10 protein-coding genes are annotated in these 14,066 nt (G+C 59.2%); 2 read left to right on the top strand and 8 right to left on the bottom strand.

Features of this window, described 5'->3' with window-relative positions:
- Nucleotides 1-230: 230 nt before the first annotated feature.
- Entirely contained in the window at nucleotides 231-1,808 is a 1,578-nt protein-coding gene (locus DW136_RS06265) for a lipopolysaccharide biosynthesis protein (protein ID WP_369831443.1), read from the top strand.
- 195 nt (nucleotides 1,809-2,003) lie between these two features.
- Here the strand turns inward: DW136_RS06265 and DW136_RS06260 are convergent, their stop codons facing one another.
- Nucleotides 2,004-2,843 (bottom strand): metallophosphoesterase, encoded by an 840-nt coding sequence (locus tag DW136_RS06260; protein WP_117629084.1) that lies wholly within the window; start codon nucleotides 2,841-2,843, stop codon nucleotides 2,004-2,006.
- Nucleotides 2,844-3,096: 253 nt separating this feature from the next.
- Here DW136_RS06260 and DW136_RS06250 point away from each other — a divergent pair, with 253 nt between their 5' ends.
- On the top strand, nucleotides 3,097-4,698 hold the full coding sequence (locus DW136_RS06250; RefSeq protein WP_117629082.1) for a potassium/proton antiporter: 1,602 nt from the start codon (nucleotides 3,097-3,099) through the stop codon (nucleotides 4,696-4,698).
- A gap of 326 nt (nucleotides 4,699-5,024) precedes the next feature.
- Here DW136_RS06250 and DW136_RS06245 read toward each other — a convergent pair whose 3' ends face one another.
- The 7 genes from DW136_RS06245 to DW136_RS06215 all read right to left on the bottom strand — a co-directional run bounded on the left by DW136_RS06245 (nucleotide 5,025) and on the right by DW136_RS06215 (nucleotide 14,063).
- Nucleotides 5,025-5,216 carry a hypothetical protein gene (locus DW136_RS06245; RefSeq protein ID WP_117583757.1) on the bottom strand — a complete coding sequence of 64 codons (192 nt, stop codon included), beginning with the start codon at nucleotides 5,214-5,216 and terminating at the stop codon, nucleotides 5,025-5,027.
- A 27-nt stretch (nucleotides 5,217-5,243) separates the two neighbouring features.
- Nucleotides 5,244-6,608: a hypothetical protein gene (locus DW136_RS06240; protein WP_118289284.1), complete on the bottom strand. Its 1,365-nt coding sequence runs from the start codon at nucleotides 6,606-6,608 to the stop codon at nucleotides 5,244-5,246.
- A gap of 77 nt (nucleotides 6,609-6,685) precedes the next feature.
- Nucleotides 6,686-9,049, bottom strand: a complete 2,364-nt coding sequence (gene brxL / locus DW136_RS06235; protein ID WP_199580191.1) for a protease Lon-related BREX system protein BrxL — start codon at nucleotides 9,047-9,049, stop codon at nucleotides 6,686-6,688.
- Nucleotides 9,050-9,060: 11 nt separating this feature from the next.
- A complete protein-coding gene (gene pglZ / locus DW136_RS06230; RefSeq protein ID WP_117583759.1) occupies nucleotides 9,061-11,769 on the bottom strand; it encodes a BREX-1 system phosphatase PglZ type A in 2,709 nt (902 codons plus the stop codon).
- Nucleotides 11,770-11,792: 23 nt separating this feature from the next.
- A complete protein-coding gene (locus DW136_RS06225) occupies nucleotides 11,793-12,761 on the bottom strand; it encodes a hypothetical protein (RefSeq protein ID WP_118289283.1) in 969 nt (322 codons plus the stop codon).
- Nucleotides 12,762-12,949: 188 nt separating this feature from the next.
- A complete protein-coding gene (locus DW136_RS06220; RefSeq protein WP_117583761.1) occupies nucleotides 12,950-13,504 on the bottom strand; it encodes a hypothetical protein in 555 nt (184 codons plus the stop codon).
- Nucleotides 13,491-14,063 carry a hypothetical protein gene (locus DW136_RS06215; RefSeq protein ID WP_117583762.1) on the bottom strand — a complete coding sequence of 191 codons (573 nt, stop codon included), beginning with the start codon at nucleotides 14,061-14,063 and terminating at the stop codon, nucleotides 13,491-13,493. The genes DW136_RS06220 and DW136_RS06215 overlap by 14 nt, the downstream gene beginning before the upstream one ends.
- Between the last annotated feature and the right edge of the window lie 3 nt (nucleotides 14,064-14,066).

Genomic DNA, 14,066 nt, shown 5'->3' with positions numbered 1-14,066 from the left:
GGGACGTTTTTAAACGACTAATCGTTGGGGACACTCTTGAACAGGCAACAACCAAGGAGTGTCCCCGGATGCCGGCACTTAGGGACGTTCCCAAAGTGCCGGCACATAAGGAACGTCCCCAAATGCCGTCTACTGAATGGCGCCGCCGAAATTATCGAACAACCTGTTCAAAAACACGACCGAACACCGTCGCGTCTATACTAGAGTGCAGCAATAGAAAGGACTCCGCTTTGAGCATCACGCCCCTCGATAGCATTCGCCGCGCCATCGCCCGCCGCAATGGCGTCGCCGACCCCACCGTATCGGACGGGGCGCACGGGCAGGGCGGACGCATCGAGAACGGCCTGTTCCCCGCATCGCACACCGCCGAGGAGCTCGCACGAATCCAAGAGCTAAGCCAGCGCAACGCCGGCGGCCCCGACAGCAGCCAGGCCACACGCCGTCGCCGGCGCGAACGCGATCGGGAGCCCGGCCCCGTCCGCCGCATGGTCAACGCTTGGTGGAACCGCCTGCTCGGAGCCGTCTACGGCGGCGGCTTCTCCACACAAGAAGCCGAGTACGAAGATCACGCCACCCGTCGCGACTACCTTTGGAATACCCTGGGCACCGCCGTGTGGGGCATGGCGTTTCCGTTGCTCACCATCGTGTCCACACAGCTCGTGGGCGCCGAGGAGGCTGGCAAATTCTCCATCGCCTTTGTCACCGGCACGCTCATCATGATCGCGTGCAACTACGGCGTGCGCAATTTCCAGGTCTCGGATATCGACGAAAAAACCTCTTTCGCCTCCTACCAGCTCAACCGCTGGCTCTGCGGAGCGCTCGCGCTGGCATGCGGCCTGGTATACAGCAGCGCCCGCGGCTACGATGCGCAGATGGCCACGATCGGCCTGGGCGTCTACCTGTATAAGGTGATCGACGGCGTGGCGGACGTGTACGAGGGCCGCCTGCAGCAGGCCGACAAGCTCTATTTGGCCGGCATGAGCCAAATGCTGCGTTCCGCCGGCGTCATCGCGGTCTTTAGCATGGCGCTGTTCCTTACGCGCAGTATGCCCATCGCGGCCATGGCCATGGGCATCGCCGCGATTGCCTCGCTCGTGCTGGTCACCGCGCCGCTTGCCCTGCTCGAGACCGAAAAATCGCGCCGCGTGAGCCTGCGCGAGGTCGGCCACCTGTTTATCCAGTGCGCCCCGCTCTTTGGTGCGCTGTTCCTGTTCAACCTTATCGAGAGCATGCCCAAGTTCGTGATGGAAGGCACGCTGGCATACAAATATCAGCTGTACTTTAATGCCCTGTTCTTTCCGGCGCAGGCTATTTTGCTGAGCATTGGATTTATCTATAAACCGCAGCTCCTGCGCTTGTCGAGCATTTGGGCTAATCCTCGCAAGCGTCGTCGCTTTGACCTGATTATTGTTGCCGTTATGGCACTGATCGTGGTCATCACCAGCGTGTGCGCCGCATTTATGGCAGGTCCCGGTATTCCCCTCATGAGCTTCATGTACGGCCTCAATTTTGAGCGCTACCGCACGCTGGCACTGCTGATGGTTGTCGCCGGCGGCGTCACCGCGGCCATCGACTTTCTCTACGCCATCATCACGGTGCTGCGCCATGCCGGCGACGTCACCAAAATCTACCTGATCTGCTTCGCCGTAAGCGTAGTGCTGCCGGTGATCCTGATCAACCTGCTGGGTCTGATGGGCGCCGTGGTGAGCTACCTAGCCATCATGGCCCTACTCCTGGTGCTGCTGATTATCGAATACGCCCACATCCGCCAACGCATCGAGCGCGACCGCAACCCGTACGGCGTCTAATTCGAATCAATTTGAAGAAAAGAAACGTCGATGTTTTGGCACCGACAGCGAGCAGTCTCAAAGTGCCCCAGGTTGGCGCGAAAGAGGAGCGACGCGTACTTCCGTACGCGAACGACGGTTTGAGCGACAAGATGGGGTGCTTCGGGGCTGCGCAGCATCAACGTGGCCGCCGTTCGGTAGAACGGCGGAACAAAGTTATTCCCCGGGGCGAATATTCGCGTAGAACTCCGCCCCATCATCGAGCCGCAGGATGCCCACGCGACCGAACTCGGAGCCGGTGGCGGCAGCGCAGTCGATGTCGATGCGATCGGGCACACCGGCGGCATCCTCGCCGCCCAGGCGCACGATCTGCCCGCGGCCCGACTCCTCATCGAGCCCCGCAAGACCACCGACCTCGCAATAACGCCCGAGCGACACCGTTGGCGTGTGACCGCTCACCACGACCGGACCCTTGCCCTCGGCAGAAAGCAGCCCGGTCGGCGCATCCCAATAGCCGTGACGAATCCACAGCAGGTCATCGGCCGACTGCACCGCGAGCATCTGCTGCAGCAGCTCGCGATCGGCACCCACCGCTCCAACGCCATCGGCACAATCGACGCCATGCTCAAGCAAAAACGCGCGCGCCGCCTTCATCTCGATTCCAGCATGTACCAGCAGATACGGGCGCTCCTCGGTCTCGGCCACCGCGTAGAGCGGCAGCGCGGCCATCCATCGCACGAGCTCCTCGTATGCGTCAAATTCCATGTCGTTGAGCTGCTCGCGCGTCGTCCAGCCACCGTTGATATCCCAGGTCTCGGCATCGAGCGGATCCTGGCCAATGATGGCATCGAGCATGATCTGCTCGTGATTGCCCTTGAGCACGCGGGCGTTGGGCAGCGAGCGCACGAGCTTAATAACGCCGACCGGATCGGGCCCGCGATCGATCATGTCGCCCAGCACGTACAGCGTGTCGTCGGACGCCAGCGAAATCTTAGACAGGGCCTCGTCAAGCGCACGCACGTGCCCGTGAGCATCAGATGTCACATAGATCGCCATGGTACGCCTCTCCTTGCATTGCGGCCGAAGCCCGGCGCCGCAACTAAAACGTCAAGTTGAACTTAAACGTTACCCATTGTACTCCGTTGCAATAAAGCTGGAAAGGGTTTCCAAGCAGAGGCAAAGACGGCAGCCGTCTATGACGATATCGCGCACGCCCGCAATCCAACCCCATAAACCCACCATCTTTGGGTACAAATAACCGCAGACAACTGACCGTGCCACGCCAACCACCCAGGAGCGGACACCATCCATGAACCAGATCCTTCTCTTTATCGGCCTCGTTATTATTCTGTGCCTGACCATCAAGCCCGTCGGCAAAAAACTCCCCTTCCCCACCCTGCTCATCTTTATCGCGCTCGGCATGCTGTTGGGCGTCAACGGGCCGGCGCACATCGAATTTAGCGACTACGCGCTCACCGAAACCGTCTGCAGCACGGCGCTGCTGTTCATCATGTTCTACGGCGGCTTTAACACCAATATCGACCGTGCCAAACCCGTTGCCGTGCCCGCGGTATTGCTGAGCACGCTCGGCGTCGTCATCACTGCTGGCATCACCGGCGTGTTCGCCCACTTTGTGCTGGGCTTCGACTGGATCGGCGGCCTGCTGCTGGGATCGGTCGTGGCGTCCACCGACGCGGCCAGCGTCTTTAGCGTGCTGCGCGAGCACAGCCTTTCGCTGAGGGGCGGCACCGACTCGCTGCTCGAGGTCGAATCGGGCTCCAACGACCCCGTCGCCTACATGCTCACCGCCGTGCTCGCCACACTCGCAGCCGGCGGCGACATCAACATTCCCGCACTGCTGGCCAAGCAGATTATCCTGGGCGCGGGCCTGGGCCTTGCCATCGGCTGGGCGGCGGGCCGCCTGATTGAACGAGCGCACGCAACGGCCGAGGGCGCGCAGACCATCTTTTTGTTCGCCGTGGCGATCGTCGCCTACGCATTGCCGAGCTATCTGGGCGGCAACGGCTTTTTGGCCGTGTACCTGGCCGGCATTGTGCTGGGCGCGAGCGACATCACCGGCAAGGTCGAGATGGCGCACTTTTTTGACACCCTCACCGAGATGGCCGAGATGACCATCTTCTTTTTGCTGGGTCTGCTCGTCACGCCCGCGCGCCTGCCGCAGATGCTGCTGCCGGGCCTGGCGCTCATGGCGTTTATGCTCTTTGCGAGCCGCCCCATCGCCGTCGGTCTGCTGCTGGTGCCCTTTAAGACGAACCCTCGCCAGGTTGCACTCGTAAGCTGGGCGGGCTTGCGCGGCGCGGCTTCGGTCGTCTTTAGCCTCTTTGCCGTGGTAGCCGGCGTTCCCGGTGGTCACGACCTGTTTGACCTGGTGTTTGTGATTGCCGTATCGAGCATTGTGGTGCAGGGTTCGCTACTGCCGGCGGTGGCGAAGAAACTCGATATGATCGATGCGGCCGGCGACGTACGCCGCACCTTTAACGACTACCGCGACGAGGACGGCATGTCGTTTGTAAAGCTCAAGGTGAGTGCGGGCCATCCGTTTGTCGGTCGCTCGCTCGCCGATATTGGCAGCGCGACGGACATGCTCGTGGTCCTGGTGCTGCGCGACGGGGCGCATCCGGTACTGCCCAATGGCGACACCGTGATCCAGGAAGGCGATCTGCTGGTGATGGCAGCCCCAACGTTCGAAGAGCGTGCCGAGGTTACGCTGCGCGAGGTCACCGTGACGCCCCACGGTCGCCTGGCCGGTCAGCGCCTGCGCGACGTGCCGCAGGGCAAGCACCCGTTTATCGTGGTGATGCTCAAGCGCGAAGGCCAGACGATCATCCCCGACGGCGACACCCTCATATACGCCGGCGACGAAGCCGTCATCGCCACGCTGGCGTCGTAGTGGCTAGGGGTAGCCGTCCCGAATTGACCATATTTGAGCATAAATCGCCCCGGCTAGGATCTCGTTGCGGACAATTAGCGTCTCTCAAAACTAAGTGAGTAGACTTTTACCGAATCGCCGACCACGTCACCAAAGCACAAGTCTGTGACCTGCGAGTTTGTTAAAGCAAATTTGTCGTGTGCTCAGGATTTCCAATAAAGCCTACTCACTTAGCCAGCAGGCAGTCAAAATAGAACGGTCGCGAGCTCATTAGACTCCATTGCGACGGTTTATCGTTCATCTTCGCGCAGCCGCGGGTGCAGACGCCCCGTCTCAAATTAGCTACCCTAGTCATCGTCGACGGCAAAGTCGCGGAGGTCGAGACCCTCGCGTTCGGCTCGGGCTAGGAGCTCTTGGGGCGACTCGTCCTCGATATCCATCACGTCGAGCATGGCAGCGGGAAAGCCAACGCCTGCCGCACTCCCCGCACGATCGAGCTGACTCTCGCGCAGCTGATCTACATCAACGTCGATCTTCAAGATGAAACCTCCTACCAGACCAGGACCCTACTCACTAGCACCGAGCGCGTCCACGGCAGCAACAAAAGCCGCAACCTGCTTGTCGTCCATCTGCGTGGCCAGGCGCCCCACGGGTTCATCGTAGGCGAACTGCACCTTATCGATAAAGCAATCCCAAGCACGCTCATCTACGCGCACGGCGGCCTCGCAATACTGGCTGAGCTTTTTGAGTCCATACCAAAACGCATTCACATGGCGCGCGGGATCCTCGTCAAACACGCCATCGTAGCAACGTCCGTTAAACTCGCGCATGCGCGCCACGGCAACCTCGAGCGAGTCGCCGCCCTCAGTCGAAGCCTCATCTACCAGCTCGGGAATCGCAACCTCGCGCCGAACAGTATGCCTGGTTGCACCATCGTACTCGCCCACCAGCACGTCCTCATCAAGCCGAGAATCGTAGTCCAAATAGCTCGTGCCACAACAAATGCCGTGCGGGGAGCCCGTGCCAAACGCACAGAACAACCCGCCGTCGGCAACAACACGGCGGTAGGTCACAAACGACTTCTTAACCTGAGCGAGCAACTCGGAAAGCTCCCCGGTATCGCACGCCGTCTCGCACGCAACGCACGCAGACTCGGGCAACGATGCCGGCTCCACCGTGCTCCTCGCAATGCGGGCGGCGCGCTCCGCCCGATATGCCTGTGCCGCCAAGCGCGCTCGCTGCGCAGCGCCGCGCACGTTGGTAAGTTCACGCTCCAACGCCACATCACCAGCAACATCACCGGCCACGTCGCCCACAAACCCGTCAGCGCTCTGCGGGCCAGTCGCGCTCAGCTCGGACTCAAACGTCGCTGCGATCATGCCCGCAAGGTCCGTCGCATCGGCGGCACAACGCAACTGCTCCAGCTGCGTACACAGCAGGTCGGCATCCAAAGGAACGGCATCCACAACGCGCACGTCATTCAGGCGCGCCACGGACTGCAGCACCATAGCTCCCGCAGCATCGTACGCTGCACGAACCCTGGCCGCCGTATTGGCCCGTAACTTTACCTCGATAAACGAGAGCGTCTGCTCCAGGCGCGCCAGCAACTCAGCCTTGTCCTCCATGCGCAAAAAGGCAGCATAGCGGCGCTCCATCTGCAGCGGACCCGCAACGCCCGCCTGCTTGCGAGCGCGTGCAAGCGCAGCGCCCTCAACACGGCGAACATACCCGTCAACAGCCCGCACGGCAGAGTCGCGCGCAGCGTGCTCGGCAGCCTCGACGCCCCTAAGTACGCCCAGCAGCTCGCGGGAGCGCGCCTTGCGCACCAACTCTCCGCGATCGTACTGCTCAAGCGACGCCTGGCGCTTGGCCACCGATTCAAAGCCAAACAGCTCGTCGAGCAGCTCACCAACAGAACGCTCGTCCGCCATGGAAAGGCCTCCTCACGCACTACGCACCAACTGTTCGCGGAACGCCCGAGCACCGGACGCCCCGCACGCTCGCACCCCTACAGATCCAGCGCCTTTTTCGCGGCATCGACCGGGTCGCCATCCATGTAGAACACCGGGCTCAGCCCCGAGATAATCTCGGACGAAACGCTCTGCAGACCCGCGATGGCACTCAGCGGCAAAATCACACGCTTGGCGCCGGCGTTTTTGGCCACGCGCATAATGTCCTCGAGCCCACGAATCTCGTCCATGGAGCCCGACATACGTAAGATTCCCGGAATCGCCAGCGCGGGCATCACCGGACGGTTGCACGCCGCAGAGCACAGGCCCACAAACTCGGCGAGCGAAACTTCTTCGGACAGGCCCTTGCTCTGCAGGTCGTTGTAGAACAGCAAATAATCCTTGGAGCCGATGTGCATGCCCGGCGCCACGCGGTTCGCCAGGTTCACAAAGTTGTCGCACGCGGCCTCCAGCGTATCGCGCACCGGCTTGTTAAAGGCCACGCCCTCGTGCTTAAACTTGCACTCGCCGGCAACGGCCTTGTTCTCCAACTTGTACACGGCAACCTCGCCGCCCTGCGACCTGCCCACGCCAAACACGTGACCGGACAGCAGCGGCCCGTCGGGAATCAGCGTATCCTCGGACTGCTCGGGCACGCGCACCACGTGCACGTCCTGCGGATTGTCGGCATCCATATAGCCCAGGTTGACGTCGATAAACTCGACGCCCGCCATAATCTTGAGCTGCTCCTTTACGCGGCGACGGCCCTCGATGGCGTAGTCCAGCAGCCAACGAACGTCGTCCTTGTCCATAGCCTCGTCGGGGAACAGCAGCTTGGCCAGGCCGCTAAAGGACTTGCGCACGGCGATCTCGTCACGCTTGTTAAAGTCGCTGTTAAAGCGGAAGTAGCGGTCGATATGATGCGTAAAGTCCTTGCGGCGCATCTCCTTGCAAAACTCCGACAGGCAGTCGGTGATTAAGCCGTAATGCCCGGTCAGCAGGCTCGAGCGCATCTTGGGAATCTCCCAGCCCGGCAGGTAATAGTGGATACGGTCGAAGAAGGCCGAATCGTTGTTAAACTCCGGCGGGAACGGATCAAACAGGTGCGTGGTCTTAAGAACGTTTTGCACGGTGCCGTTGATGTTGCCCTCAAAGACCATGGAGGCATCGGCGTTAATCTGGTCGCGGCCACGCGCGTAGCTGCCGCTGGCCATGTAGTCCTTCATGATCTGCACGGCGTTGGTGTCCTTAAAGCGCATGCCGGCGACCTCGTCGAACGTCACGCAATCCCAGTGACCCACCAAGCCCACGCGATCGGCGCGCATGGAGTTCATGCGGCCGAACAGGTTGGCCGTGGTGGTCTGCCCGCCCGAAAGCAAGATGGCGTAGGGCGAGACCTCTTTGTAGATATGGCTCTTGCCGGTACCGCGGGGACCAAGCTCGCACAGGTTATAGTTGCGCTCGATCAGCGGCACCATGCGCTCGATAAAGTGCAGGCGCTCCTTCTCCGAAAGCTCGCTGGGCTCATAGCCGGCAGAGCGCAGCAGCATGTTGAGCCACTCGTCGCGCGAGAAATACTGGCGCTCGTCGATCATGGCCTCCAGGTCCAGGTTGGGCATCTGGATGGGCGTGAGCGACGCCACGCTAAACGGAGAGTCCTCGGGTCCGCGCTTTTTGCGCTTGGCCTTGGAACGGCGCGGCGCATCGTCGCCAAAGACCTCCATGCCAAACTCGTCTTCCTCTTCCATGGGATGACGATACTCGATGCTCATGATGCACCAAATGCCGCCCTGCAGAATCTTGGAGTAGTCGCGCACGTACTCGGCCGGCATCACAAACGGCTCAATGGTCAGATTGGCAAACGACGCCACGTAGATGTCTTTGTATTCGTCGAGCTTGGCCGTCACCTTATCGATAATGGTAAAGCGACCCAGCTCGCGAATCTTGGACTTGATGCGCTCGGACTCGTCGGGACGCACGTAGTTATCGGTGAGGATCTTGCGGATGCGCTCCAGGCCCTCTGCCACGGCATCCTCGTCATCGGTTGAGCAGTACATGCCCAGCAGGTACTCCAGCACAAAGGTAGGCACGTTGGCGCCACGCTTCATAAGGGCCGTGAGGTCCTTGCGCACGATCTTGCCGCCAAAGTGCTCGAGCAGCTTGCCGTCCAGTACATCCATGTCATAGCCGTCGTCCTCGGGAGCGTCGGCCACGGCCTGGGCATAGCCATCGGTCGAGGACTCGTCCTCGGCGGGTGCCGCAACCTCATCGGGCGCAGCGGCCGCCACCGGCTCCGGAACAGGCGCGGCGGCCACGGCCTCCGGGGCAGGCACAGCCTCCACCGCAGGCACCGCGGCCTCCACCGGCGCACTCACATCAATCGAGGGAACTTCCCACAGATCGTCGTCATGGCCATCAAACATAGGGCACACTCCTAAAAACCAAAGTCAGCAACAGGGGCAAACGAAACAGCAATGGTGTACGTCTCGCGCCAAACGATCTTGCCCGTCTCGCGCTCGCGGCAGACCAGATAGTACGGACCCTTGGCCGAGAATCCATCCGCTGCATGCAACGCAAACTTGGCATGCACCACGCGCTCCTGCGAGTTAACAGAAGTCTTGTTGGCATGCGCCTTGACCGTATCGCTCACCTCGTTGCCACTTGCATCGGTAAACACCAGCTCGTACTCGCACGGCAAGACCTTACCTTGGGCAGGTTCTTCCTGGATCAAGTTGACCGAGAAGAGCGAGTTGGTCACTCGGCGTCCCTCGCTTAGCACGCGCAGCGTCGCCGCGCGCGTGTCGACAAAGTCCTTGGAACCCGAGCGCGCACGCCAAAAACCGATAACGGGCACGCAGAGCTCCTGCAGGCTCATGCCGCCGTGGACGTAGTTGTTAGTGCCGCCGGGACGCTTGAAGTGCACGTTCTCGCGCGGGGCAAATCCCTCAAAACCGGCACCCAAACGTCCCATGCCAACATTAACAAACACCCCGCATGCCTCTTCCGAAAGCTTGGCCACGGCCTCGTTGGGCACCACCAGATGACGCTTGCCGTGCATGACAGGAGCGTCAAGGAAGGGAAGGTCTGGCTTGCCGAGCATCTGGCACTCGCTGAGCTCCCGACGCGTGTAGATAAAGCCGTGGTCCGCCGTTATAACAACACGCGCGCCCGGGGCGTCGGTGCACACGCGACGCGCCAACGCAGCAAGTTCCTCCACGGTGTCCGCACAGGCATCGAAGACGTCATCCTGCGTAGCGGCCTTCTCGCCCGTAGCATCGATCTTGTTGTGGTAGAGAAAAACGAGCTTGGAGTCCTTGAGCAGTGCCTTGCGCTCGGTTCCCGCCATGTTGAGGTATGCGCTCGAGCGCAAAGCGCGGGCCGTGGGCTCAACGTGGGTAAGTACGGCCTCGCGCTGCGGAGTCGTCGCAGTGGGCATGCCGTCAGCCAACACAAGCGAGCCATCCGCTGCAAGTTCAAGCGCTTGGTGCGGCAGCAGCGCGGGCATGCCCACCTCGGTGATGGAGGGAAAGACCGCCTGCATGCTAGAAACCCTGACGTTGCCGCCGCGCTCGCGCTCGAGAAGCGCCGCGACATCACGGGCCACCTCATAGCGCAGCGCGTCGCTTACGATAACGACCGTCGTTTTGGCAGACCCCACAAAGGTGGGCAGCACATGCCAGTAGAATTCATCCTGCCGTGCAGGGCCATCGATGTAGCCGCAATCGGCCCACTCCCCTTGCGCAGCGGATGTCCAGCAGGCATTGGCATCGGCCAAAAACCAGTTGCTGTAGAGATTCTCCGCCCAGTCCACCACGGCTCGGGCAGGCTCCTCGAGCACATCGCACTCGACAGAGCGCGCCCGCAAATACGCGGTGCACATATGGCGATAGGCAGCATCCATGGAATACCAATCGGACGTATAGGCATCCCACACCTGCTGGGGTTGCGCCAGATGGAACCCGCCCGCGTGTGCCTGCCTAAACGCGCACATATCGGCCACAGCGGCAAGCAAGTCAAAGTAGCTCTCAACACGACGGTACCAGCTTAGGTCGCAACGGCGCGCAGCAAATGTGCGCGCACTCTCAACACGGTCCGCACCCTGAGCAAACGAGCTGAACAACTGTGAGAGCACAGCCTCGTTGACGCACGGGAACACGTCAAGCGAGACCAACGCATCGATTGGCAGGGTCTCGAACCGCGCAAAGAGTCCACGGGCATCCTCTACCAAACGGCAGATCTCAAATAGGTCCTCGCTCGATGCCTGGACATCGGCGGCCTGGTCCCACGTACGCACCGCCTCAAGACAATAGGGGCCGTAGGCGGGAGCCACATAGCTTTCGAGTCCCTTGAGCGCCCCCTCGGGAAGCGCGGTGGATGCCGCCGTAAGGAGCACATGGGATGCAAGCATAAGCAGTGAGTCGCGCTCGTACAGCGGCCCATCAAACCCATAGCAGCGCAGCATAAAGGCAGAGAGGACGTCGCGCAAGCTGTACTTATCCACCAGCGCAGCCAGCGCCTCGGGGCCCTCGTGCAGCAGTGTGGCCATGCAGCCGCGCAGCACAAACGCGGGCCGCGCGTCGCCCGGCTCCTTGCCGCCAAAGATCACCGTAAGGATTCCAAGCTCGATATCGGATGCGCCCGCGACGTGCGGAACGCACGCGGCAAACTTAGCACAGCGGGTCTTGGCATCAAAGAAGGTCTTGTGCTCGCGCAGGCTCTCGCGCACGGCGTCGATATTCTCGATGCCCAGCTGATCAGCTAAAAGCGAAAGATAGTCAGCCTGGAACTGATCGGCATACAGCTCAACATCGGCAAGCCAATCGCCCTCAAGCCTGCCGCGCGGGCAACGGCGATACAGCAAGATATCGTTCGCAAGGTCATCGCGGTTGATGAGCTTCTTGACGGCAAACATGCGGCCCTCGCAGGCCTCAACAAACCGCACCGGACGCTCAAAGTCACCGTGAGCAGGCATTACGCCGGCATCGGCCCCCACGCCGTCGAAACCCTCGGCAGCCAATCGCTCAAACTCAGGAGCAAACTCGCCGTCCGCATCGTGCCAAACCACCACACGGCGCGGCGCGCATGCGGACAACGGCTGCAAAAACCGCAGCTTAAGCTGTTCTTCTACATCGATCTTGGGCATGAATATCCTTACCGTATCTGCATTTACTTGATCTTTGCCAGTACATCCTGAAACTTGGCGTAGTTGACCTTGACGCCGTCATCCAGGTCGATCTTAATCATCTGGTCTGCCAAGTGGTGCAACTTCTCCTCGTGGCCGATGGTCTCTTTAAGCTGGTCATTGAGCTTTTTGACACGCTTATCCAAGCGCACGCGCTCACCACGCTCAGCACTGGCAAGGGCATCGTTGGCATAGCCGATCTGCGAGCGATAGCGCTCCTGCTGCTCATGCACATAGTCGGTTCGGATGCGAGCCAACAGGTCGGGCTGATAGCGATGCATGTAAACAAGGCACTTGAAGCCGTTCTTTTTGCCGCTGTCGAACAGCCAGTAGATGGGGCGCTTCTTGTAGGTCTGACAGTGGTCCTTAAAGAAGTCCTTCAAAAAGTAGGTGCGGATGACCTCGCGCGAGGTACCCTTGCCGCCGAGTGCCTCGGCAATAAAGGCCAGGTTCTGCTCAAGCGTCTCCTCGCCATACACGGTGCGCACAAAGTCGATAAAGTAGCGCACGATGTCGTCGTCAAAGTACTCGTCGTCGGTGATGGGCAGCACGTTATCGCTATCGGGCATAAAGGTCACATGCGTGGGATCGGGCATCTTGGCCAGATAGTCATCGACCGTGGCGCCCTGATCGGCCAGAATCAGCCCGTCCACATCCAGCGAATAGCGGCCAAACATGCAGCCCACGGCATAGCTTATAAGCGAGGTGATCTCGTCACGCTTGGTGCGCACGTATTTGTTGCCCTTATAGCTCTCGGGGATCTCGTCGGCGGTATCAAAGATGCGCGCCACCGAGACGTACTTATCCTCGACCTCGATGGGCACTTCGCCCTCCATGTTGTAAATTTTGGCGAAGATGCGGTTGAGCTCCTCCTCGTTAGCACGGAGCTGCTCAAAGCGAGCATTGACCTCGGCCTTACGAGCCTCGTATTTATCTTGAAGTAATGTGGCCATGGTGGGCCGTCCTTTCGATATTGTTGAGATGCCGGCAACGAAGAAATAAAGCGTGAATCAAATCAGGGCCATCACACAACCAAGCCCGCACTCCACGCCCAGCGCGATGAGCAAAACCGAATATCCCGTATGAAGATAACTTTGTGAATCACGGCCCCGAATGCGACACATAGTTATTAGTCGTCTTTCTATTGATTACGCGGCTTACAAGGACATTGCTCCATGCACGATTCAGGGAATATGAACTCGTAGCCGGGTTCGAAGAAAGCCGCCCTAAATTTCGTGCAGGCATCGTAAACGTCGTCCACAACTTTCTTCCCGTTTAAAGCAAGTTCTTTAAAGTCATTATCAAAATGCTCTTCATAGTGCTCAAGGGACAGCAAGTTATGCATTAGTTTGTTACGTAATTTGACCCACAACCTCACTTCAGCGAATAACTCAGCTGAAAAAGAGCTGCGAACACGAGACACATCTGCGTTATATAGTCTTTCAACACACTTGATCTTGGTCCCGATTGCCAATTGGTTGCTTCCCTTACGGCATTTGCCGCCATTAACGCAATATTTGCAGTTCCGCTTATATTTGTCTAACACTCGAAAGAAACGATTCTCGAGACACGAATAGATTAGCCAAGCGGCTTCGAAGTAGAGCCCTCCCTTAATCGATTCATCAATCTTATTTAGGAAAAAATCATGCATCGTTGCCATATCGCAGCGAACGTCAATAGACTCATTTTGCTTCATTTGGTCCATCCTCTACTAAGAGTTTGGAAAGAACGACGGGCATCAATCTCCTGGCGTAATCATCAGCTATCTTCTCAAAAGGAATATTCCTATACGATCTCGCAAATATCTCCTGGCTATTACGTGGGTCTTGTCCCGAAGCAATTGCATTGATCAACTTGTCCTTAGAGAACTCAAGAAGTGACTCGCGCTGTGCAACATGGCCTTGAAACTCCGTTGCGGAAGAGCTGACAAAATAGTCATGATGGCCTATCTCGTGTAGCGTTGAATACACACAATATAAGAAACAGTCAGGCAATAAAATGCCGTTGAACTTCCGCGCGGAGGTTTTCGCACTCATAAGAACCAACTCATATGCTGCCCGAGACGCTATCTGCGCTTTCTCCTTTTCTTCAATTTCAAGCAAAGAAACAGGAGCGATGATTACGACATCTTCATCCGAGTCGTATTCAAAGAAAGTGGCGTTGTTTAACGAGATACGAATTCTAACATCAGAATCTAAAACGCGTTTAATTTTATTGGCAAGCTGAAATGCCGTCTGGTTAAGATCGATACACATACA

Source organism: Collinsella sp. AM12-1, from assembly GCF_003472325.1.
Lineage (GTDB): Bacteria > Actinomycetota > Coriobacteriia > Coriobacteriales > Coriobacteriaceae > Collinsella.
Note: the sequence above shows the minus strand (reverse complement) of the source record. Positions and strands in the feature narration are given on the sequence as shown.

What these genes read in the sequence shown, in the direction of transcription:
- DW136_RS06260 (WP_117629084.1), bottom strand. Translation starts at nt 2,843, where the DNA reads ATGGCGATCTATGTGACATCTGATGCTCACGGGCACGTGCGTGCGCTT.
- DW136_RS06250 (WP_117629082.1), top strand. Translation starts at nt 3,097, where the DNA reads ATGAACCAGATCCTTCTCTTTATCGGCCTCGTTATTATTCTGTGCCTG.
- DW136_RS06240 (WP_118289284.1), bottom strand. Translation starts at nt 6,608, where the DNA reads ATGGCGGACGAGCGTTCTGTTGGTGAGCTGCTCGACGAGCTGTTTGGC.
- brxL (WP_199580191.1), bottom strand. Translation starts at nt 9,049, where the DNA reads ATGTTTGATGGCCATGACGACGATCTGTGGGAAGTTCCCTCGATTGAT.
- pglZ (WP_117583759.1), bottom strand. Translation starts at nt 11,769, where the DNA reads ATGCCCAAGATCGATGTAGAAGAACAGCTTAAGCTGCGGTTTTTGCAG.
- DW136_RS06225 (WP_118289283.1), bottom strand. Translation starts at nt 12,761, where the DNA reads ATGGCCACATTACTTCAAGATAAATACGAGGCTCGTAAGGCCGAGGTC.
- DW136_RS06220 (WP_117583761.1), bottom strand. Translation starts at nt 13,504, where the DNA reads ATGAAGCAAAATGAGTCTATTGACGTTCGCTGCGATATGGCAACGATG.
- DW136_RS06215 (WP_117583762.1), bottom strand. Translation starts at nt 14,063, where the DNA reads ATGTGTATCGATCTTAACCAGACGGCATTTCAGCTTGCCAATAAAATT.